Here is a 19,984-nt window from a genome sequence, read left to right on the forward strand (position 1 = left end):
TTCTCCTCAGGCTTTGGCGTTCTGGATGGCTTGCCACACGCGGTGCGGCGATGCGGGCATGTCGAAGTCCTTGACGCCCAGCGGTCGCAGGGCGTCGAGCACGGCGTTGATCACCGCGGGCGGCGAGCCGATCGCCCCGGCCTCGCCGCAGCCCTTGGAGCCCAGCGGGTTGTGCGTGCAGGGCGTGCACACATGGCCGATCTGGAACGTGGGGAAGTCGTCCGCGCGCGGCATCGCGTAGTCCATGTAGCTGCCCGTGAGCAGCTGGCCGGTTTCGCGGTCATAGACGCAGTTTTCGAGCAGCGCCTGGCCAATGCCCTGCACCAGCCCGCCGTGCACCTGGCCTTCGACGATCATGGGGTTGATGATGACGCCGAAGTCATCGACCGCGGTGAAGCGAGCGACGCGCGTGGCGCCCGTGGCCGGGTCCACCTCGACCTCGCAGATGTAGGTGCCCGCGGGGAAGGTGAAGTTGGTCGGGTCGTAGAACGCGGTTTCGTTCAGGCCCGGCTCGAGCTTGTCGAGCGGGTAGTTGTGCGGCACGTAGGCCGTGAGCGCGACCTGCGCGAAAGGAATCTTTTTGTCGGTGCCGCGCACGATGAATTCGCCGCCCTGAAAGTCGATGTCGGCGTCGCTCGCTTCGAGCAGGTGCGCGGCGATCTTCTTGGCCTTGGCCTCGATCTTGTCGAGCGCCTTCATGATCGCCGAGCCGCCCACGCTGAGCGAGCGCGAGCCATACGTCCCCATGCCGAAGGGCACGCGCCCGGTGTCGCCGTGCACGATAGCGACGTTTTCGACCGGAATGCCCAGGCGCGCCGCGACCACCTGCGCGAAGGTCGTCTCGTGCCCCTGGCCGTGGCTGTGCGAGCCGGTGAACACCGTCACGCTGCCCGTGGGGTGCACGCGCACCTCGCCGGCCTCGAACAGGCCCGCACGCGCGCCCAGCGCCCCCGCGATGTTGCTCGGCGCGAGGCCGCAGGCTTCGATGTAGCTGCTGTAGCCTATGCCGCGCAGCAGACCTTTGGCGGCGCTCGCGGCGCGGCGCGCCTCGAAGCCGGCCACGTCGGCGAGCTCCTGCGCCTTGTTCATGCAGGCGTGGAAGTCGCCCGTGTCGTACTGCAACGCCACCGGCGTCTGGTAGGGGAACTGCGTGACGAAGTTGCGCTTGCGGATTTCGTCCTGCGACAGGCCCATCTCCCAGGCGCAGCGCGACACCAGGCGCTCTATCAGGTAGGTCGCCTCGGGCCGGCCCGCGCCGCGGTAGGCATCGACGGGCACGGTGTGGGTGAACCAGCCATCGACCTGCGCAAAAATTTGCGGCGTGCCGTACTGGCCCGCGAGCAGCGTCGCGTACAGGATGGTGGGCACCACGGTGGAGAAGGTCGAAAGGTAGGCGCCCAGGTTGGCGTGCGTGTGCGTGCGCAGCGCAAGGAACTTGCCGTCCTTGTCCATGGCCATCTCGGCGTGGCTCACGTGGTCACGCCCGTGCGCGTCGCTCACGAAGGATTCGCTGCGCTCGGCCACCCATTTGACGCTGCGGTTGAGCTTTTTCGCGGCCCAGGTCACGCACACGTCTTCGGCGTAGAGGTATATCTTGGAGCCGAAGCCGCCGCCCACGTCGGGCGCGATCACGCGCACCTTGTGCTCGGGCAGGCCCATCACGAAGGCCGTGAGCAGCAGGCGCTCGACGTGCGGGTTCTGGTTGGCCACGTAGAGCGTGTATTCGTCGCTCGCGCGGTTGTAGGCGCCGATCGCGGCGCGCGGCTCCATGGCGTTGGGGATCAGGCGGTTGTTCACAAGGTCCAGGCGCGTGACGTGCGCGGCGTTCGCAAAAGCCGCATCGACCGCGGCCTTGTCGCCTATGGCCCACTGGAAGCAGCGGTTGTCGGGCGCCTCGTCGTGCACCACGGCGCCGGGCACCGCGCCCGCTGCGGCGTCGGCCACGTTGACCACGGCAGGCAGCACGTCGTAATCGACCTCGACGAGCTCGGCCGCGTCGCGCGCCTGCTGCTGCGTGAGCGCCACCACCATGGCCACCTGGTCGCCCACGTGGCGCACCTTGCCCTGCGCGAGGATGGGGTGCACGGGCTCCTTCATGGGCTGGCCGTCGGTGCTCGTGATGAGCCAGCCGCAGGGCAGGCCGTTGATCTTGTCGGCGGCGACGTCGGCACCCGTGAACACGGCGAGCACGTCGGGCGCGGCCTTGGCGGCTTCGGTGTTGATGCTGTTGATTGTGGCGTGCGCATGCGGCGAGCGCACGAACACCGCGTAGCTTTGCGCGGCCAGCGTGATGTCGTCGGTGTATTGGCCCGCGCCCGTGAGGAAGCGGTAGTCCTCTTTGCGGCGCACGGATTCGCCGATGTGCGGCAGGCGGGAAAAGTCGGAAGCACCCATGTCTGATCTCCTCGAAAGATGGCGGGAGCGCTTCAGGCGCCCATGGCCTCGCGGCCCTGCTGCACCGCGCGCACGATGTTCTGGTAGCCCGTGCAGCGGCACAGGTTGCCCTCGAGCAGCTCACGGATCTCGGCCTCGCTGGCCTTCGGGTGGTGCTTGACCAGGTCCACCGCGCTCATCACCATGCCCGGCGTGCAAAAGCCGCACTGCAGGCCGTGGCATTCCTTGAACGCGGCCTGCATGGGGTGCAGCGTGCCGTCGGGCGCAGCCAGGCCCTCGATGGTCTGCACCTCGGCGCCCTGCGCCTGCACGGCCAGCATGGCGCAGGACTTCACGGCGCGGCCGTTGACGAGCACCGTACATGCGCCGCACTGGCTGGTGTCGCAACCCACGTGCGTGCCCGTGAGCGCAAGCTGCTCGCGCAGCGCTTGCACGAGCAGGGTGTTGGGCGGCACATCGACGCTGGCGGCGCGCCCGTTGACGGTGAACTGGACTTGCATCGGTTGGTCTCCTCGAAGCGGGTGGGATGGGGCGGATCGAATCGCATTGTGGGTCGCCTTCGTGCGCCGTTTTTCGGGGAAAACCCTGAATTTCCTTGGTATCTGCGCGGATATTCTCAAAATGCGACATGCCGCATGGCAGCCGTGGGCATGATCTTTCCCCGCCCTGCTGCGCGGCCGCGCATTTCCCTGCGCACTCCCCATTCGAGAGGTCCGGATGTCCGTCACCGCCTTGCCACCGCCGACCGATCGCCACACGCTCGTCGCGCAGGCGCGCCAGGCGCTGCGCGCCGGGACAGCTGCCGAAGCGGCCCGCGCCACCGCCATGCCGCCCGCCCCGGCGGGCCTGGAGCCCTGGATCGCGCGCTCGTGGCAGCGCTGCCTGTCCAGCGGCCTGCAGCCCACGCAGCGCGTGGTGTTCGACGCCGTGAGCGCTGCCGCGCTGCGCCGCACCCACGAGCAGCACCACAGTCTGCTGCAGGCGGCGCGGCCCGTGCTCGAACAGCTTGCGCGCACCATCACCGGCATGCGCTACTTCGCCTTGCTGACCGACGCGCACGGCATCGTGCTCGCGGTGCAGGGCTTGCACGGCCTGCCCGCGGACGGCGACCCGCGCGCCCGCGCCATCGCGCGTGTGGGCATCAACCTGTCCGAAGCCGCCGTGGGCACCACGGCCATAGGCGCGGCGCTGACCGAATTGCAGGCCGTGTGGCTGCACCGCGGCGAGCATTTCTTCGAGGACAACACCTGCTACAGCTGCGCCGGCGCACCGCTGTTCGACCCCTGGGGGCGCTGCATGGGCATGCTCGACCTGACGGGCGTCGATGTGCCAGAGCGCCCCGAGCTGCGCCACCTCGCAGTGCGCTCGGCACGCGCGATCGAAGACGCGCTGCTGCTGCAACAGCCGCACGCGCTGCTGCTGCGCGTGAACTGGCCTGGCAGCCCACTCGGCGCTGGAGGCGGCCTGCTCGTGCTGGGCGCCGACGGCCAGGTGCTCGGCAGCAACGGCATGGCGCGCCAGCTCATGCCGCTGCCCCAACTGCCGCCGGGCACCGCCTTGCACTGGAGCCACCTCTGCGCGCTGCCGTGGGGCTTGCTGCTGGGCGCGGCGCAGCAGGCCGCGCGCCACGGGCCCGCGCCGCTCGAATTGCCACTCTGGTCGGGCCTGCGCCTGCATGGCCTGGCACTGCTGGCCGCGCCCCAACGCACGCTCGTTGCGGTCGCCGAAGTCGCCGAAGTCGCCGCAGCGCCTGGCACGCCTGGCACGCCTGGTGCCAGCGTCGAAACCGCAGCTGCCGTGCCCACACCGCTGCGCGAAACCGAAACAGCGCTGATCCGCCAGGCCGTCCGGGCCGCGCGCGGCAACGTCGCACAAGCGGCGCGCGCTCTGGGCATCAGCCGCGCCACGGTCTATCGCAAACTCGGCAACCTAAAGAAACCGTAGCCGCCTGCACACGCCAAACATTCGATTCGGGCCGCGCGTCAATTCACGCACGAGGCCTGCGGGAATCGCCCTGCAAATAACCCTACTCGCTACAATCCCATCCCCCTTCCGGCGGGTGGCGGCTTTTGCTCCTGCCGGTTTCATTGTCCAGATGCACGGCGCATCCTCCCTGTGGGGAGTCTTTAGGTCAGGACACCCATGTCTGATTTAAGTCTTCGACTGCAGCAGGCCGCAAGCCAACTACCAGTTTCCAGCTATTTCGACGAGGCGCTGTTCCAGCGCGAACTGGAGCGCATCTTTCAGTCTGGGCCCCGCTATGTGGGGCACGAACTCTGCGTCCCGAACGCGGGCGACTACTATGCCTTGCCGCAGGAAAACGGCGGCCGCGCGCTGGTGCGCGATGCACAGGGCCAGGTGCAGCTGATCTCCAACGTCTGCCGCCACCGCCAGGCGGTGATGCTGCAGGGGCGCGGCTCGCTCTACACGCAGCAAAAAGGCAGCGCAGGCGGCAACATCGTGTGTCCGCTGCACCGCTGGACCTACAGCGCGCAGGGCGCACTGCTGGGCGCGCCGCACTTTGCGCAAGACCCGTGCCTGAACCTGCGCAACGTCCCGCTGCGCTCCTGGAACGGCCTGTTGTTCGCAGACAACGGCCGCGACATAGACGCCGACCTCGCGCAGCTCGGCCCGCGCGCCGAGCTCGACTTCAGCGGCTATGCGCTCGACCGCGTGGAGCTGCACGAGTGCAACTACAACTGGAAGACCTTCATCGAGGTCTATCTGGAGGACTACCACGTCGGCCCGTTCCACCCCGGCCTGGGCAACTTCGTGACCTGCGACGATCTGCGCTGGGAGTTCCGCGAGAACTTCTCGGTGCAGACCGTGGGCGTGGCCGCAACGTTCGGGCGGCCCGGCTCGGACGTTTACAAGAAGTGGCACGAGGTGCTGCTCAAGTACCGCAACGGCAAGATGCCCGAGCGCGGCGCGATCTGGCTCACGTACTACCCGCACATCATGATCGAGTGGTACCCGCATGTGCTCACCGTCTCCACCGTGCACCCACTCAGCACCGACAAGACGCTGAACATGGTGGAGTTTTACTACCCCGAGGAAATCGTCGCCTTCGAGCGCGAATTCGTCGAGGCGCAGCAGGCGGCCTACATGGAAACCTGCATCGAAGACGACGAAATCGCCGAGCGCATGGACGCGGGCCGCAAAGCGCTGTTTGCGCGCGGCGACAACGAAGTCGGCCCCTACCAAAGCCCCATGGAAGACGGCATGCAGCACTTCCACGAGTGGTACCGGCGCGTGATGGGCATGCGCGTCACCACCTGAAAACTACTTTAACCCAGATTGTTCATTAGGACGCGGGATGGTGGCGAGGCGGCTGGCGTGGCAGTTTGGTCGCGGGTGAGAAGTCCATGGCCAGTGCCATGGACGCCGAAGCCGCGGCCAAAATGACCGGCAGACGTCCGCCAACGCCCGCGTAGGTGCGAAGCACCGCCTAATGGACAATCTGGGTTTAACAATAGCGGCCTGCGCGCATCCACAAAGCGCGCAGGCCGTTTTTTTATTCACACGACTTACGCAAATCGGGGTCAGGCAAGGCCCTCGCCCCATGGCAAAACACTTTGCTGCATCCTTGTTTGCGTAAGTCAAGATTCATAATCCTGCGCCATGCAAGCTACCTGGATGATCGCCGCCGCGCTCTTTTCTGCGCTGGTGGGCGTGGTCACCACACTGGCTTTCGGCCATGGGCAAAAATTTGCATTGCTGCCAGGCTTGCGGCCACGACGGCACGCCGGTGGTCAGCGGCGGCCATGCGTACAGGAGCATTGACATGCCAAGCTACACCACCCTCATCACGCCCGCCGAGCTGCAAGCCCTGCAAGCGGGCGGCGCACCGTTATTGGTCTTCGACTGCAGCTTCGACCTCGCACAGCCCGACGCGGGCGCGCAGCAGTACCACGCCGCGCACATCCCCGGCGCGCACTACGCGCACCTGGACCACGACCTGAGCGCCGCACCGCAGCAGCCGCGCGCCTCGGGCGGGCGCCACCCGCTGCCGCTGCGCGAAGTCTTCGCCGACTGGCTCGCGCGCCGCGGCCTGCGCCGCGAGATGCAGGTCGTCGTCTATGACCGCAACGGCGCCAACTTCTGCGGGCGCCTGTGGTGGATGCTGAAGTGGCTGGGGCACGAGGCCGTGGCCGTGCTCGACGGCGGCCTGCACGCCTGGCAAGCCGCCGGCGGCGCGGTGCGCAGCGGCCCCGAGCCCACGCCTGATCCAACGCCGTTCGTCCAGGGCCCCGCGCTGCGCCGCCTGCTCAGCGCGGCCGAGGTGCTGGCGGTCTTGGGCAAGCCCACGCAAACCCTCATCGATGCGCGCGCCACGCCGCGCTACCGCGGTGAAGTCGAACCGCTGGACCCCGTCGCGGGGCACATTCCGGGCGCGCTGAACCGCCCGTTCACGCTCAATTTTCAAGAGGACGGGCGCTTCAAGCCCGCGGCCCAGCTGCGCGCCGAATTCGAGGCGCTGCTGGAAAACCGCCCGCCCGCGAGCGTGGTGCACTACTGCGGCAGCGGCGTGAGCGCGATCCCGAACCTGCTCGCGATGGAAGCGGCCGGGCTCGGGCAGACGGCCCTTTTTGCCGGCAGCTGGAGCGAGTGGTGCAGCGACCCCACACGGCCCGTGGCGCGCGGCTGAGAGCGCGCAGCGATCACAAAAGCCGTGCGGCGGGGTGGCGTGCAGCAGGCGCGCCCAGTGCAAAAAAGCGCCCTTTCCCTGCGGCGCTTGTCAGACAAATTCCTACAAAGTCCGGCGCACAGACTGACACGCGAAACCGCCAAACGCCGACTTAATTTTTGATTGGGGCGAAATCACAATCCATTTCAACGGATCGGGCACTACCACTTCTGCCATGCACCGATCCGGCCCTGAAAGGATTGCCGCCATGACCAACGACCAACTCCTCGCCGAAATCCGCGAAGCCAACCTCACCTACCTGATGCTGGCGCAAAACCTGATTCGCCAGGACAAGGCCGAAGCCGTGTTCCGCCTGGGCATCAACGAAGACGCTGCCGACATTCTGGCATCGCTGTCGGCGGCGCAAGTGCTCAAACTGGCCTCGAGAAACACCCTTCTTTGCAGCTTCCGCGTCGACGACAACCTGGTCTGGGGCCTGCTCACGAACCACACGCAGAAAAAGTCGGACAACGAAGCCGTCAACACCCTGCACGCGAACATCCTCATGGCGGGGCGCATCTCCGAAGTGCTCTGAGCAGGATTTATCGATAAAAGGACGCCATCATGACCGCCGCCATTGCCGATACAGCTACGAAAACAAAAGCAGCAGCGCCCGCAAAGTCAAGCCCCAAGAGCGTGCTCGACGAATCGCGCCAGATCGAGCGGGCGGCCATGCTGATCCAGATGGGCGCGCGCATGCAGGTGCTCGAGTCGGAAACCACGCTGTCCTACGAGCGTCTGATCCGGCTTTACAAAGAAATTGCGGGCAAGTCACCCTCCAAAGGCCAGTTGCCGTTTTCGACCGACTGGTTCCTGACCTGGCAGGAAAACATCCACAGCTCGCTGTTCCTCAACATCTACCAGTACCTGTCCAAAGGTGCGAGCCTGGACGCAGTCGAGCTGCTGACCAAGGCCTACCGCCTTTACGACGAGCAGATGCGCATCGCACAGATCGAGCCGCTGCTGTCCTTCACGCGCGCCTGGCGCCTCGTGAAGTTCGTCGATGCGGGCATGCTCACGCGCACGGCGTGCAAGCAATGCAGCGGGCAGTTCATCACCGAGCCCTATGAAAACGCACGCCACTACACCTGCGGCCTGTGCAATCCACCGGCGCGCGCGGGCAAGAGCAAGAGTGCCGGAGCGCTGACCTTGTAGCCAAAGTCAGCGCAGCGCAAGCACAAAAGCAAACTCAGAGCTTGGTCTTGGTGATCTTCGCGCCCTGCAGCGACACGCCAGCTTCGAGGCCGGCGTTGCTCATCACGAAGCCGACCACGGGCTGTTTGGCGGTTTCGCTGTCTATGCGTCCGTTGGCACCGATGTGCGCCACGGCCACGGTGGCATCGACGCCGGCCACCCAGCCTTCGCTGCTGAGGAACTTCTGCAGCGCATCGCTGGTGTTGAAGACGTAGATGATGGCCTTGGACTGCGCGCCAATCTGGAAGCCGAGCGAGCCCGCGCCCAGGCTGTAGTAACCCTGGATGCGGCCATGCTGCAGCAGCGCGCCACGGCCATACTCGCCGCCCACCACGAAGCTGCCGCCGACCACCGAGGGAAACACCAGCACGCCGGCGGATTTGGCCACCATCTCACGCGCATCGGGCGACACCTTGTAGAGGCGGTTCAGCGCGGCATTCACATCGGCGTCAAGCGCCGCACGCGCCGAAGGTTTGGGTGCCGTGTCTTTCTCACCGGTGGTGGTACACGCTGTCAAGAGCACGCTGCCCGCCACCACGGCCAGCGCCAAGGTACGCAAGAGGGGAGAACGCATGGTCAAACTCCTTTGCTTTGGGAAAATGCGAAAACCAACCCGGGGAGCCTGTCGGCGCAAAACACGGGAAAAGCCGACACTCCCGGCCGCGCCTCATGCAAGCCGCGCGCTCAGAACAGGTCTCAAAGGCTGATGCGCGAAATCTTCGTGCCCTGCAGCGACACGCCGGCCTCGAGCCCGGCATTGTTCATGATGAAGCCGACCACGGGCTGTTTGATGGTTTCGCTGTCTATGCGGCCATTCGCACCGATGTGCGCCACAGCCACGCTGGCATCAACACCGGCAACCCAGCCCGTGCTGTCGAGGAACTTCGCCAGGGCCTCGCGGGTGTTGAACACATAGAGGACCGACTTGGACTGCGCGCCGATCTGCCAGCCTATGGAGCCCGTGCCCAGGCTGTAGTAACCCTGGGTACGCCCGTCCACGAGCATGGCGCCGCGCCCGTAGCCGCCACCCACCACAAAGCTCCCGCCTACGACCGCGGGGAACACCAGCACCCCCGCGGCCTTGGCCACCATTTCGCGTGCATCGGGCGCGACTTTGTAGAGGCGGTTCAGCGTGTCGCTGACTTCGGCGTCCAGTGCCACGCGCGCCGAAGTGTTGGGCGCCGTGTCTGCTTCGCCGGTGGTCGTGCAGGCCGTCAAAAGCAGGCTGCCGGCCAGCGCGGCCAGGGTCAGCGTACGCAGGGTGGGAAAACGCATGGACAAAATCCTTCCAAAATCACCGATTGGGCGCAGTGTAAGCGCTGGGCGTTACCCAAATCTGTAGCAATCCTGCAGCCTTGTTTGCGCTTGTTTCGGCGCGCTTTGGCTATTCACCCTCTGCATGGTCGGGCACGGGGGGCGACAGCTGGGCCAGCACTTTGTCGATGCGCTTGCCGTCGAGGTCCACCACTTCAAACACCCAGCCCGCACAGCTGATGCGCTCGCCCACGACGGGCAAATGGCCCGACTCGGCCAAAAGCAGCCCCGCAAGGGTGTTGTAGCGCGCGCGCTCCTCGTCGGGCAGCTCGCGGATGCCCAGCCGCGCCTTGAGCTCGTTCACGGGCATGAGGCCGTCGAGCAGCCAGCTACCGTCTTCGCGCTGTGTGGCCCAGGCCTCGCTTGCGGCGCCGGGCTGCAGCTCGCCGGTGATCGCCTCGAGCAAGTCGTGCGACGTCATGATGCCCTGCACCACGCCGTATTCATCGACCACGAACACCATGCGCCCGGCGCGCGTGCGAAATTGATCGAGCAGCTCCATGCCCGTGAGCGTCTCGGGCACGAAGAGGGCGGGCTGCACGTGCGCCTCTATGCCGCCACTCGCCTCGGGCCCCAGCGCAAGCAGGCGCGCCACGCTGATGATGCCGACCACCTCGTCGAGCGAGCCACGGCACACCGGATACCACGAATGCGCGCGCTCGCCCTGCGCCACGAGGCGCAGGCACTCTGCCACCGACGCGCGCGCGTCCAGCCACTGCACGTCGGTGCGCGGCACCATCAGCGAAGTCAGCGGGCGGTCGTCGAGGTGGAAGACGTTGCGCACCATCTGGTGCTCGTGGTGCTCGATCACGCCCGCGGCCCGGCCCTCTTCGAGGCTCGCGATGATTTCCTCCTCGGTCATGGAATGCACGGCCGAATCATCGACGCGCAGCAGGCGCAACACGGCCTGCGTAGAAAGCGCGAGCAGGCGCACGAAAGGCTTGGCCACGCGCGCCACCCAGGTCATGGGCAGCGCGATCACCCGCGCCACGGGCTCGGGGTAGAGCTGCCCGATGCGCTTGGGCACGAGCTCGCCGAACACGATGGTGATGAAGGTGATCACCGTGACCACCAGCGCCGTGGCCGCCACGCCCGCCGCGCCCGGGGCCACGCCCAGGCCCTGCAGCCAGTGCGCGAGCCGCTCGCTGAACGCGGCCTCGCCGATGATGCCGTTGAGCATGCCTATCGAGGTGATGCCCACCTGCACCGACGAAAGGAACTGCGTCGGATCGTCGAGCAGCGCGAGCGCCGCCTGCGCGCCCTTGTCGCCCTCTTCGGCCAGGGCCACGAGGCGCAGCTTGCGGCTCGACGCGAGCGCGAGCTCAGACATCGCGAACACGCCATTGAGCAGCGTCAGCAGCGCGATCAGCAGAAAATCCATGGAAATTCGTTAAAAACTGAACACCATGGCACTTTACTGTATCGGCGACGTGCAGGGCTGCGACCGCGCCCTGGGGCAATTGCTCGATCGCATCGGCTTTTCCCCGAGCCGCGACACCGTCTATCTGCTCGGCGACCTCGTCAACCGCGGGCCCGACTCGGCCGCGGTACTGCGCCGCTGCATGGCGCACGGCGACGCGCTGCGCCCGCTGCTGGGCAACCACGACCTGCACCTGCTCGCGCTGGCGCACGGCGCGCGCAAACCCGGCCGCCAGGACACTTTGCAGGAACTGCTAGCCGCGACCGACCGCGCGGCCCTGCTCGACTGGCTGCGCCAGCAACCGCTTGCGCGCCGGCATGTGCATGGACAAAGTGAAGAAGCACTCCTGCTCGTACACGCAGGCGTGCTGCCGCAGTGGAGCGCGCAGGACACGCTGGCGCTTGCCGACGAGGTGCACGCCGTGCTGCGCAGCGCCGACCTCGGCGACTTCCTGCACCAGATGTACGGCAACGCGCCCGCGCAATGGCACGACGGCCTGCACGGCGTGGAGCGCCTGCGCGTGATCGTCAATGCGCTCACCCGCCTGCGCTTTTGCACACCGCAAGGCACCATGGATTTTTCGAGCACCGAAAGCGCCAGCACCGCACCGCCGGGCCTGCTGCCCTGGTTCGACGTACCCGGGCGGCGCACGGCGGACCAGCCGATCGCGTTCGGCCACTGGTCCACGCTGGGCTGGCTCAACCGCCCTGACCTGCTCGCCCTCGACACGGGCTGCGTCTGGGGCGGCGCCCTGAGCGCGGTACGCTTCGGCCACACCCTGGCCGAGCGTGAACTGCTGCAGGTGCGGTGTGCGCAGGCGCAGAGGCCGGGGGCGTGATGCTATTATTTTGATAGCTTCTCGCACTGACCGGACAAGCGTCTAAGGTCAAAAACACTTGTAATTGGGGTCAGATTCCAATTTTCCCAAAGGGCCGAGCGCAGCGATGGCCCGTGTGGTATCCCCGCCCTTCTGGATGCGCCGAGGAGCGCAGCGCCCGGCGGATAAAGGGCGCGCGATTGTTTGAGCGAAGCGCAGCGCAGCGCAGCGCAGCGCAGCGAGTTTCGCGCGACCCCGCCGGGCGCGAGCACCGCAGGTTGCCCTGGGCGCCGCTCAGGCGCACAGGGACGCAGACAGCAGGGTCGCCTTCTTTTGCCTTCTTTTCTTGGCGAGACAAGAAAAGAAGGTGCGCCGCCGGGCGCAACTCCCGGCACCCGACCTTCGCCCCATCATCCACGCCCGAAATTCGAATCTGACCCCAATTTCCTCAGGAGCCCGCCTTGAGCAGCGCGGCGATCTTGCGCTTGGGCTTGATGTTCGGCGAGACGCCGTTGCGTGGCGGCGCGAGCACCTTTTCCACGGCCTCCCACGCGGCCGGGGTGCCGCCGGGGCTGGGTTCGTAGGGTTTGTCGAAAAACGGATCGTGGGCGGGCGCGGGCGAGCGGAAGCCGCGCTGCGGGCGGTCTTCGCGCGCCGATCCTCGGCCCCATTCCCGACCCGACTCCCGGCCTGATTCCCGGCCTCTGTCTCGTCCCGACGTCCGCCCTGCATCGTCGGCCGATCCGTAACGGCCCTCGCGGCTGCGCGGGCGCTCGTGCTCGAGGGCGAGCGGCTCAGGGGCGATTTTTTTCTTGAGGAGTTTTTCGAGCTCGGCCACAAGGCGCGCGTCGCCCGGTGCGACGAGCGTCACGGCCAGGCCCGAGGCGCCTGCGCGCCCGGTGCGGCCGATGCGGTGCACATAGTCTTCGGCGTGGAATGGCACGTCGTAGTTGAACACCGCAGGCACGTCCTTGATGTCCAGCCCGCGCGCGGCCACGTCGGTGCACACGAGCAGATCGACCTCGCCGCACTTGAACGCCTCGAGCGCCTTCAGGCGTTCGTCCTGGCTTTTGTCGCCGTGCAGCGCCGCCGTTTTGAAGCCCTCGCGCTCGAGCGCACGGGCCAGGCGCGCGCAGCCGAGCTTGCTGTTCACGAAGATGAAGGCCTGCTTCACTTCCAGTGTCCGCAGCAACTGCTGCAGCGCGCGGCGCTTGTCGTCCTCGCCTGCGGCGTAAAAGCGCTGCTCCACGGTGGATGCCGTCTCGTTCGGGCGTGCGACCTCTATGGTTACCGGATCGTTCAGGTAGCTCGCCGCGAGGCGCTTGATTTCGGGCGAGAAGGTGGCCGAGAACAAGAGCGTGGTGCGCTGGCGCGGCAGGTAGGCAAGGATGCGCTGCAGGTCGGGCAGAAAGCCGATGTCGAGCATGCGGTCGGCCTCGTCGAGCACCACGTATTCGACCTGGTTGAGCACCACGTTCTTGGCCTCGATGTGGTCGAGCAGCCTCCCCGGCGTCGCGACGAGGACTTCCACGCCTTTTTTGAGCTCCAGCGTCTGCGGCTTCATGTCCATGCCGCCGAACACCACGGCGCTGCGCAGCTTGGTGTATTTGGCGTAGAGCGCGACTTGCTGCGCCACCTGGTCGGCGAGCTCGCGCGTGGGCAGCAGCACGAGTGCCCGCACCGGATGGCGCGCGGGCGAGGTGGAGCTGTTTTCGTGCACCAGCAGGCGCTGCAGCAGCGGCAGCGAAAAGGCCGCCGTCTTGCCCGTGCCCGTCTGCGCCGCGCCCATGACGTCGCGCCCCTGCAGCACGACCGGAATGGCCTGCGCCTGGATGGGCGTCATCGCCGTGTAGCCCATCTCGGCCACGGCGCGGTCGATGGTGGGGGAAAGTTGCAGTTCGGAAAATGAAGAGGTCATGAAACGTCAGGATTCACCTGGTTGTGCCAAGCATGTCTGCGGGCATTCGATCAAAGCTGCCGTGCGCCAAAGGTGTCGCACGCTTGTATGCGGCCAGCGTCCATGCCGGCCTGGAACCAGTGCTGGCGCTGCGCACTGGTGCCGTGGGTGAAACTGTCGGGCACCACATAACCCTGGCTGCGCTTTTGCAGCGCATCGTCGCCGATGTGCGAAGCCGCGTTCATTGCGGATTCGACATCGCCTTGCTCCAGCCAGTGCCTGGCCTGCTGCGACCTGTTGGCCCACACGCCGGCCAGACAGTCGGCCTGCAGCTCCAGGCGCACGGACAGCTGATTTTGCTGTACCTGGCTCACCCGGCCGCGCAAACCGTCGATTTTAGCGGTCAGACCGAGCAGGTTCTGCACATGGTGCCCCACTTCATGGGCCACCACGTAGGCGCGCGCGAAATCGCCGGGCGCACCGAGGTCATGGCTGAGGGTGTCGAAAAAATCCATGTCCAGATAGACCTTGCGGTCGCCCGGGCAATAGAACGGCCCCATGGCGGCCTGCCCGGTCCCGCAAGCCGTGGGCGTGGCGCCGCGGTACAGCACCAGGCGCGGCGGCTGATATTGCGCATTGTCTTCTTGAAAAACCTGCGTCCAGGCATCTTCCGTCGAGGCCAACACGGTCGAAACGAAGGTCGCACTCTGGTCTGCGGCCGGCGGTTTGTGCGCCGGCCTCTGTGGCTGCACGACTGCCGGGCTGCCACCACCGCTCAAAAGGTTCAGCAGCGTCACGGGGCTGACGCCCAGCACCCAACTGCCCAACAGCGCAAGCACGATGGTGCCGATGCCTATGCTGCGCCCGCCCAGCCCAAAACCGCCACCACCGTCGTCATCACGGCGATCTTCCATGTTGTCTGACTGCCGTTCACCTTCCCACCGCATCGCTGACTCCTTGACTTGACACGTGCACACGTTAAATTGCCGCTACTGTAGCTGTCCCGTGCCTTGTGGCAGCTACGGGGCACTTTCACCCTCGTGCGCCATTGCGCTTGTTTGAGGCGCGCAATCTTCTGATTTTCAACAATCTGGGAGTTTCGACATGAAAAACAGCTACCTCGCTGAATGCATCGGCACCTTCTGGCTGGTTCTCGGAGGTTGCGGCAGTGCCGTATTGGCCGCCGCCTTTCCTGATGTCGGCATTGGCCTGGCCGGGGTCTCGCTGGCCTTCGGCCTGACCGTGCTCACCATGGCCTTCGCCATCGGGCACATCTCCGGCTGCCACCTGAACCCGGCCGTCTCGGTGGGCTTGTGCGTGGGCGGGCGTTTTCCCAAAGCCGACTTGATCCCCTATATCGTGGCCCAAGTCATCGGCGCGATCATTGCAGGCGGCGTGCTCTACGTCATCGCCAGCGGAAAGGCAGGTTTTGACCTGGCTGGCGGATTCGCCTCGAATGGCTACGGCGAACATTCGCCGGGCGGCTATAGCCTTGTAGCCGCCTTGGTGACAGAGGTGGTCATGACGGCGATCCTCCTGTTCGTCATCATGGGCGCCACCGACCAACGTGCCCCGCAAGGCCTTGCGCCCATCGCCATCGGCCTGTGCCTGACCCTCATCCACCTGATCTCCATCCCCGTGACCAACACTTCGGTCAATCCAGCGCGCAGCACGGGCGTGGCGGTTTACGTGGGCGCTTGGGCGCTGGCGCAGCTGTGGCTTTTCTGGGTGGCCCCCATCGTGGGCGGCGCGCTGGGCGCATTGATGTATCGCGGCATAGCAAAAGAGTGATGGCCGCGTCCTTGCCGGCACTCATCCCTCACGCCTTGGGCAGCGTCACGCCCACCTGCCCCTGGTACTTGCCGCCGCGGTCTTTGTAGCTGGTTTCGCAGACCTCGTCGCTCTCGAAAAACAGCACCTGCGCGCAGCCTTCGCCGGCATAAATCTTGGCGGGCAGCGGCGTGGTGTTGCTGAATTCGAGCGTCACGTAACCCTCCCACTCGGGCTCGAAGGGGGTGACGTTGACGATGATGCCGCAGCGCGCGTAGGTGCTCTTGCCCAGGCAGATGGTGAGCACGTTGCGCGGGATGCGGAAGTATTCGACGGTGCGCGCCAGCGCAAAGCTGTTGGGCGGGATGATGCACACCTCGCCATGAAAATCGACGAAGCTCTTTTCGTCGAAATTCTTGGGGTCGACCACGGTGCTGTGGATGTTCGTGAAAATCTTGAATTCGGGCGCGCAGCGGATGTCGTAGCCGTAGCTGCTGGTGCCGTAGCTCACGATCTTGCGCCCATCGACCTCGCGCACCTGGCCGGGCTCGTAGGGTTCGATCATGCCGTGCTGCTCGGCCATGCGGCGTATCCATTTGTCGCTTTTGATGGTCATGCTGGGGGCCCTGGTTGTGCCGCGGCATTGTAAGCAGGGCCCAGTACGCGATGCCTGCGGCGACACGGCGCATGCCACAATCGCGCGAAAACGCCCCCGGAGACGAGCCCCCATGCGCATCCTCATTGCCGAAGACGACCAGGTGCTGGCCGACGGCCTGCTGCGCACACTGCGCAATTCGGGCGCGGCGGTGGACCATGTGGCCAGCGGCAGCGAGGCCGATGCGGCGCTGATGACGCACACCGAGTTCGACCTGTTGATCCTCGACCTGGGCCTGCCGCGCATGCACGGGCTCGAGGTGCTCAAAAAGCTGCGCGGCCGCGGCTCTGCGCTGCCCGTGCTCATCCTCACGGCTGCCGACAGCGTGGAAGACCGCGTGCAGGGACTGGACTTCGGCGCCGACGACTACATGGCCAAGCCCTTCAGCCTGCAGGAGCTCGAGGCGCGCGTGCGCGCGCTCACGCGGCGCAAGGCCGGCGCCACGAGCAGCGTCATCCGCCACGGGCCGCTGGTCTATGACCAGGCCGGGCGCGTGGCCACCATAGACGGCAAGATGGTGGAGCTCTCGGCGCGCGAGCTCGGCCTGCTCGAAGTGCTGCTGCAGCGCGCGGGGCGCCTGGTCAGCAAGGAGCAGCTGGTCGAGCGTCTGTGCGAATGGGGCGAGGAAGTGAGCCTCAACGCCATCGAGGTCTACGTCCATCGCCTGCGCAAGAAGATCGAGCGCGGCCCGATCCGCATCGCCACCGTGCGCGGGCTCGGCTACTGCCTCGAAAAAATCCCTGCCTGACTCTCGAAACAAGAGCTGCTTACGCAGTATCTACGGGCGCAAAAGGCTGTTTTTATCCATAACCCCAACGACCTTGAAAATCTTCCAGCGCACGCAGCGCTCGCTGTTCGGTGAAATCCTCGACTGGATGCTCACGCCGCTGCTGCTCTTGTGGCCGCTGAGCCTCGCGCTGACCTGGCTGGTCGCGCAGACGCTCGCCAACAAGCCTTTCGACCGCGCGCTCGAACACCACGCGCAGACGCTGGCCCAGCTCGTGAGCGTGGCGCAGGGCAAGGTGCAGTTCAGCCTGCCGCAGCCGGCCTATGAGATGTTGCGCGCCGACGCCGCCGACACCGTGTATTACCAGGTACTTGCCCCCAGCGGAGCGTTGCTCGCAGGCGACGCGAGCCTGCCGCAACCCGGTGTGGACGAGCGCACGGGCGCCGATGCCGTCGATGCGGTGTGGCTGCGCGACGACGAGCTGCGCGGCGTGGACATCCGCGTGGCCGCGGTCTGGGTGCCGCTCGCGCTGCCCGCCACGCAGGGCAGCCCCGCACTGGCGCTGGTGCAGGTGGCCGAGACGCGCGAAAAGCGCAGCATGCTTGCGACGGAAATCGTCAAGGGCGTGATGCTGCCGCAGTTCGTGATCCTGCCGCTCGCGGTGCTGCTCGTGTGGCTCGCGCTCGCGCGCGGCATCCAGCCGCTGAGCCAGATCGAGCAGCGCATCCGCGCGCGCCGCCCCGACGACCTGAGCCCGCTCGACGAGCGCACGGTGCCGCTCGAGGTGGCGCCGCTCGTGGCCTCGGTGAACGACCTGCTCATGCGGCTCGATGACTCCATCGCGACGCAAAAGCGCTTTCTCGCCGACGCCGCGCACCAGCTCAAGACGCCGCTCGCGGGCCTGCGCATGCAGGCCGACCTCGCGCAGCGCGAAGGCACCAGCACCGAAGACCTCAAGCGCTCGCTGCAGCAGATCGGGCGCGCGAGCATGCGCGCCACGCACACGGTGAACCAGTTGCTCGCGCTCGCGCGTGCCGAGGCGAGCGGCACGCGCCTCGCGCACCAGCCTTGCAACCTCGCGCGCCTGACCATGGAAGTGGTGCGCGACTCGGTGCCGCGCGCGCTCGAAAGGCACCTCGATCTGGGCTACGACGGCGCCCCGCCCACGGCGCCTGGCGTGTGGGCGCAGGGCAACCCCACGCTGCTCAAGGAGCTGGTGCGCAACCTGCTCGACAACGCCATCAACTACACGCCGTCGAACGCCGCGCAGCCCGGCGTGGTCACCGCGCGCGTGCTCGCCGACCCGCTGGGCGAAGTCGTGCTGCTGCAGGTCGAAGACTCGGGGCCGGGCGTGCCCGAGGCCGAGCGTGAGCTCGTGTTCCAGCCGTTTTACCGCGCGCTCGGCAACGAGGCCGACGGCTCGGGTCTGGGCCTGCCCATCGTCAGCGAGATCGCGCGCCAGCACGGCGCGCAGGTGCTGCTCGAAGACGCGCACCCGGGCCGCCGTCCGCCGGGCGCGCGCTTTAGCGTGCGCTTTGCGGCGCTACCAATGCAGCAAGACACGCCCGCGGGCGGTGTCCTATAGTGCCTCGCCATCGCCTTCACTCGCTCGCATCCCCTCGCACATTCACGCCCCCATGGCCAAAGAAAAAACCCTGTTCACCTGCAGCGCCTGCGGCGGCACCAGCCCGCGCTGGCTGGGCAAATGCCCGTCCTGCGGCGCCTGGAACACGCTCGTCGAAACCGTGGCCGAGGCCGCTCCGGGCAACAACCGCTACAGCACCGCCAGCTTTGCGGGGCTCGCGCAGGCGCAGGCCGTGCAGCCGCTCGCGGCGATCGAGGCGCGCGACTTTGCGCGCACGGCCAGCGGCCTCGAAGAGCTCGACCGCGTGCTCGGCGGCGGCATCGTCGAAGGCGGCGTGGTGCTGATCGGCGGCGATCCGGGCATAGGCAAGTCCACCCTGCTGCTGCAAGCGCTCGACGCGCTGCAGCGCACGGGCCTGCCCACGCTGTACGTGACGGGCGAGGAAAGCGGCGCGCAGGTGGCGCTGCGCGCGCGCCGGCTCGGGCTCGAGCACAGCCCGGTGCAGGTGCTGGCCGAGATCCAGCTCGAAAAAATCCTCGCCACCATGGATTCGCACCAGCCCGCCGTGGTGGTGATCGACTCGATCCAGACCGTGTATTCCGACCAGCTCAGCTCGGCGCCGGGCTCGGTCGCGCAGGTGCGCGAGTGCGCGGCGCACCTCACGCGCGCGGCCAAGTCCTCGGGCATGGCCGTGGTGCTCGTCGGGCACGTGACCAAGGAAGGCGCGCTCGCCGGCCCGCGCGTGCTCGAACACATGGTCGATACCGTGCTGTATTTCGAGGGCGACACGCACAGCCCGTTCCGCCTCGTGCGCGCCATCAAAAACCGCTTTGGCGCGGTCAATGAGATCGGCGTGTTCGCGATGACCGAGCGCGGCCTGAAGGGCGTGAGCAACCCGAGCGCGATTTTTCTGAGCCAGCACAGCACGCCCGTGCCCGGCAGCTGCGTGCTCGTCACGCTCGAAGGCACGCGCCCCCTGCTGGTCGAAATCCAGGCCCTGGTGGACAGCGGCGGCCCCAGCCCGCGGCGCCTGAGCGTGGGGCTGGACCGCGACCGCCTGGCCATGCTGCTGGCCGTGCTGCACCGCCACGCGGGCGTGGCCTGCGCCGACCAGGACGTGTTCGTGAACGCCGTGGGCGGCGTGCGCATCAGCGAGCCCGCGTCCGACCTTGCCGTGCTGCTGGCCATCACCTCGAGCCTGCGCGGCAAGGCGCTGCCCAAGGGGTTTTTCGCGTTCGGTGAGGTCGGCCTCGCGGGCGAAGTGCGCCCCGCGCCGCGCGGCCAGGAACGCCTGCGCGAAGCCGCCAAACTGGGCTTCAGCGTGGCCGTGGTGCCCAAGGCCAACGCGCCCAAAAAGCCCATCGAGGGCCTCACCATCCATGCCGTGGAGCGCGTGGAAGAAGCGCTCGAAGTGGTGCATGGACTGGGCTGAAGCCGCCCAGAAATTACAAGCCAATTCGGCACTTCAGGCAGAATTTACAAGCGCTAGCAGCTCCTCAAAACAGAGCGAAAAGCCTCGCCCCG

19 protein-coding genes are annotated in these 19,984 nt (G+C 66.8%); 11 read left to right on the top strand and 8 right to left on the bottom strand.

Going from position 1 to position 19,984, the window contains the following annotated elements; translation table 11 throughout:
* Positions 1-6 precede the first annotated feature (6 nt).
* Together PYV55_RS11875 and PYV55_RS11880 are read right to left on the bottom strand one after the other, a co-directional pair.
* Entirely contained in the window at positions 7-2,394 is a 2,388-nt protein-coding gene (locus PYV55_RS11875) for a xanthine dehydrogenase family protein molybdopterin-binding subunit (RefSeq protein WP_275851412.1), read from the bottom strand.
* A 32-nt stretch (positions 2,395-2,426) separates the two neighbouring features.
* Complete coding sequence (locus PYV55_RS11880; protein WP_275851414.1) at positions 2,427-2,894, bottom strand: (2Fe-2S)-binding protein; 468 nt, start codon at positions 2,892-2,894, stop codon at positions 2,427-2,429.
* A 217-nt stretch (positions 2,895-3,111) separates the two neighbouring features.
* Between PYV55_RS11880 and PYV55_RS11885 the strand changes: the two genes are divergently transcribed.
* The 6 genes from PYV55_RS11885 to flhC all read left to right on the top strand — a co-directional run bounded on the left by PYV55_RS11885 (position 3,112) and on the right by flhC (position 8,236).
* Positions 3,112-4,338, top strand: a complete 1,227-nt coding sequence (locus PYV55_RS11885; protein WP_275851416.1) for a helix-turn-helix domain-containing protein — start codon at positions 3,112-3,114, stop codon at positions 4,336-4,338.
* A gap of 198 nt (positions 4,339-4,536) precedes the next feature.
* Positions 4,537-5,673: an aromatic ring-hydroxylating oxygenase subunit alpha gene (locus PYV55_RS11890; RefSeq protein WP_275851418.1), complete on the top strand. Its 1,137-nt coding sequence runs from the start codon at positions 4,537-4,539 to the stop codon at positions 5,671-5,673.
* 342 nt (positions 5,674-6,015) lie between these two features.
* The gene (locus PYV55_RS11895) at positions 6,016-6,177 is read left to right on the top strand and encodes a hypothetical protein (protein ID WP_275851421.1); all 162 of its coding nucleotides are present in this window, start codon (positions 6,016-6,018) and stop codon (positions 6,175-6,177) included.
* Between the two features lies 1 nt (position 6,178).
* Positions 6,179-7,042: a sulfurtransferase gene (locus PYV55_RS11900; protein ID WP_275851424.1), complete on the top strand. Its 864-nt coding sequence runs from the start codon at positions 6,179-6,181 to the stop codon at positions 7,040-7,042.
* A gap of 247 nt (positions 7,043-7,289) precedes the next feature.
* A complete protein-coding gene (gene flhD / locus PYV55_RS11905) occupies positions 7,290-7,616 on the top strand; it encodes a flagellar transcriptional regulator FlhD (protein WP_275851427.1) in 327 nt (108 codons plus the stop codon).
* Positions 7,617-7,645: 29 nt separating this feature from the next.
* Complete coding sequence (gene flhC, locus PYV55_RS11910; protein WP_275851429.1) at positions 7,646-8,236, top strand: flagellar transcriptional regulator FlhC; 591 nt, start codon at positions 7,646-7,648, stop codon at positions 8,234-8,236.
* 34 nt (positions 8,237-8,270) lie between these two features.
* Here flhC and PYV55_RS11915 read toward each other — a convergent pair whose 3' ends face one another.
* The 3 genes from PYV55_RS11915 to PYV55_RS11925 all read right to left on the bottom strand — a co-directional run bounded on the left by PYV55_RS11915 (position 8,271) and on the right by PYV55_RS11925 (position 10,970).
* The gene (locus tag PYV55_RS11915) at positions 8,271-8,849 is read right to left on the bottom strand and encodes a BPSL1445 family SYLF domain-containing lipoprotein (protein WP_275851432.1); all 579 of its coding nucleotides are present in this window, start codon (positions 8,847-8,849) and stop codon (positions 8,271-8,273) included.
* Positions 8,850-8,971: 122 nt separating this feature from the next.
* Positions 8,972-9,550 (bottom strand): BPSL1445 family SYLF domain-containing lipoprotein, encoded by a 579-nt coding sequence (locus tag PYV55_RS11920; protein WP_275851434.1) that lies wholly within the window; start codon positions 9,548-9,550, stop codon positions 8,972-8,974.
* Between the two features lie 109 nt (positions 9,551-9,659).
* The gene (locus tag PYV55_RS11925; protein ID WP_275851435.1) at positions 9,660-10,970 is read right to left on the bottom strand and encodes a hemolysin family protein; all 1,311 of its coding nucleotides are present in this window, start codon (positions 10,968-10,970) and stop codon (positions 9,660-9,662) included.
* Between the two features lie 25 nt (positions 10,971-10,995).
* Between PYV55_RS11925 and PYV55_RS11930 the strand changes: the two genes are divergently transcribed.
* Positions 10,996-11,847, top strand: coding sequence for a symmetrical bis(5'-nucleosyl)-tetraphosphatase (locus PYV55_RS11930; RefSeq protein WP_275851437.1), 852 nt, complete (start codon positions 10,996-10,998; stop codon positions 11,845-11,847).
* A 427-nt stretch (positions 11,848-12,274) separates the two neighbouring features.
* Here PYV55_RS11930 and PYV55_RS11935 read toward each other — a convergent pair whose 3' ends face one another.
* Both PYV55_RS11935 and ypfJ read right to left on the bottom strand, forming a co-directional pair.
* Positions 12,275-13,744: a DEAD/DEAH box helicase gene (locus PYV55_RS11935; protein ID WP_275851439.1), complete on the bottom strand. Its 1,470-nt coding sequence runs from the start codon at positions 13,742-13,744 to the stop codon at positions 12,275-12,277.
* A gap of 50 nt (positions 13,745-13,794) precedes the next feature.
* Positions 13,795-14,670 carry a KPN_02809 family neutral zinc metallopeptidase gene (gene ypfJ / locus PYV55_RS11940; protein ID WP_275851441.1) on the bottom strand — a complete coding sequence of 292 codons (876 nt, stop codon included), beginning with the start codon at positions 14,668-14,670 and terminating at the stop codon, positions 13,795-13,797.
* 157 nt (positions 14,671-14,827) lie between these two features.
* Between ypfJ and aqpZ the strand changes: the two genes are divergently transcribed.
* The gene (aqpZ, locus tag PYV55_RS11945; protein ID WP_275851444.1) at positions 14,828-15,514 is read left to right on the top strand and encodes an aquaporin Z; all 687 of its coding nucleotides are present in this window, start codon (positions 14,828-14,830) and stop codon (positions 15,512-15,514) included.
* Between the two features lie 28 nt (positions 15,515-15,542).
* On the opposite strand, the gene dcd is transcribed toward aqpZ, so the two are convergent.
* Entirely contained in the window at positions 15,543-16,109 is a 567-nt protein-coding gene (gene dcd, locus PYV55_RS11950) for a dCTP deaminase (protein ID WP_275851447.1), read from the bottom strand.
* A gap of 112 nt (positions 16,110-16,221) precedes the next feature.
* On the opposite strand from dcd, the gene PYV55_RS11955 reads away from it, so the two are divergent.
* From PYV55_RS11955 to radA, 3 genes are all read left to right on the top strand, one after another.
* Positions 16,222-16,896, top strand: a complete 675-nt coding sequence (locus tag PYV55_RS11955; protein ID WP_144731525.1) for a response regulator — start codon at positions 16,222-16,224, stop codon at positions 16,894-16,896.
* A 73-nt stretch (positions 16,897-16,969) separates the two neighbouring features.
* Positions 16,970-18,460, top strand: coding sequence for a sensor histidine kinase (locus PYV55_RS11960; RefSeq protein ID WP_275851452.1), 1,491 nt, complete (start codon positions 16,970-16,972; stop codon positions 18,458-18,460).
* 52 nt (positions 18,461-18,512) lie between these two features.
* Entirely contained in the window at positions 18,513-19,892 is a 1,380-nt protein-coding gene (radA, locus tag PYV55_RS11965; protein WP_275851455.1) for a DNA repair protein RadA, read from the top strand.
* Positions 19,893-19,984 lie beyond the last annotated feature (92 nt).

This window comes from Extensimonas soli (assembly GCF_029211265.1).
GTDB classification, from domain to species: Bacteria; Pseudomonadota; Gammaproteobacteria; order Burkholderiales; family Burkholderiaceae_C; genus Extensimonas; species Extensimonas soli.

Coding starts and splice junctions, on each gene's coding strand:
- PYV55_RS11875 (WP_275851412.1), bottom strand. CDS start 2,394: ATGGGTGCTTCCGACTTTTCCCGCCTGCCGCACATCGGCGAATCCGTG.
- PYV55_RS11880 (WP_275851414.1), bottom strand. CDS start 2,894: ATGCAAGTCCAGTTCACCGTCAACGGGCGCGCCGCCAGCGTCGATGTG.
- PYV55_RS11885 (WP_275851416.1), top strand. CDS start 3,112: ATGTCCGTCACCGCCTTGCCACCGCCGACCGATCGCCACACGCTCGTC.
- PYV55_RS11890 (WP_275851418.1), top strand. CDS start 4,537: ATGTCTGATTTAAGTCTTCGACTGCAGCAGGCCGCAAGCCAACTACCA.
- PYV55_RS11895 (WP_275851421.1), top strand. CDS start 6,016: ATGCAAGCTACCTGGATGATCGCCGCCGCGCTCTTTTCTGCGCTGGTG.
- PYV55_RS11900 (WP_275851424.1), top strand. CDS start 6,179: ATGCCAAGCTACACCACCCTCATCACGCCCGCCGAGCTGCAAGCCCTG.
- flhD (WP_275851427.1), top strand. CDS start 7,290: ATGACCAACGACCAACTCCTCGCCGAAATCCGCGAAGCCAACCTCACC.
- flhC (WP_275851429.1), top strand. CDS start 7,646: ATGACCGCCGCCATTGCCGATACAGCTACGAAAACAAAAGCAGCAGCG.
- PYV55_RS11915 (WP_275851432.1), bottom strand. CDS start 8,849: ATGCGTTCTCCCCTCTTGCGTACCTTGGCGCTGGCCGTGGTGGCGGGC.
- PYV55_RS11920 (WP_275851434.1), bottom strand. CDS start 9,550: ATGCGTTTTCCCACCCTGCGTACGCTGACCCTGGCCGCGCTGGCCGGC.
- PYV55_RS11925 (WP_275851435.1), bottom strand. CDS start 10,970: ATGGATTTTCTGCTGATCGCGCTGCTGACGCTGCTCAATGGCGTGTTC.
- PYV55_RS11930 (WP_275851437.1), top strand. CDS start 10,996: ATGGCACTTTACTGTATCGGCGACGTGCAGGGCTGCGACCGCGCCCTG.
- PYV55_RS11935 (WP_275851439.1), bottom strand. CDS start 13,744: ATGACCTCTTCATTTTCCGAACTGCAACTTTCCCCCACCATCGACCGC.
- ypfJ (WP_275851441.1), bottom strand. CDS start 14,670: ATGCGGTGGGAAGGTGAACGGCAGTCAGACAACATGGAAGATCGCCGT.
- aqpZ (WP_275851444.1), top strand. CDS start 14,828: ATGAAAAACAGCTACCTCGCTGAATGCATCGGCACCTTCTGGCTGGTT.
- dcd (WP_275851447.1), bottom strand. CDS start 16,109: ATGACCATCAAAAGCGACAAATGGATACGCCGCATGGCCGAGCAGCAC.
- PYV55_RS11955 (WP_144731525.1), top strand. CDS start 16,222: ATGCGCATCCTCATTGCCGAAGACGACCAGGTGCTGGCCGACGGCCTG.
- radA (WP_275851455.1), top strand. CDS start 18,513: ATGGCCAAAGAAAAAACCCTGTTCACCTGCAGCGCCTGCGGCGGCACC.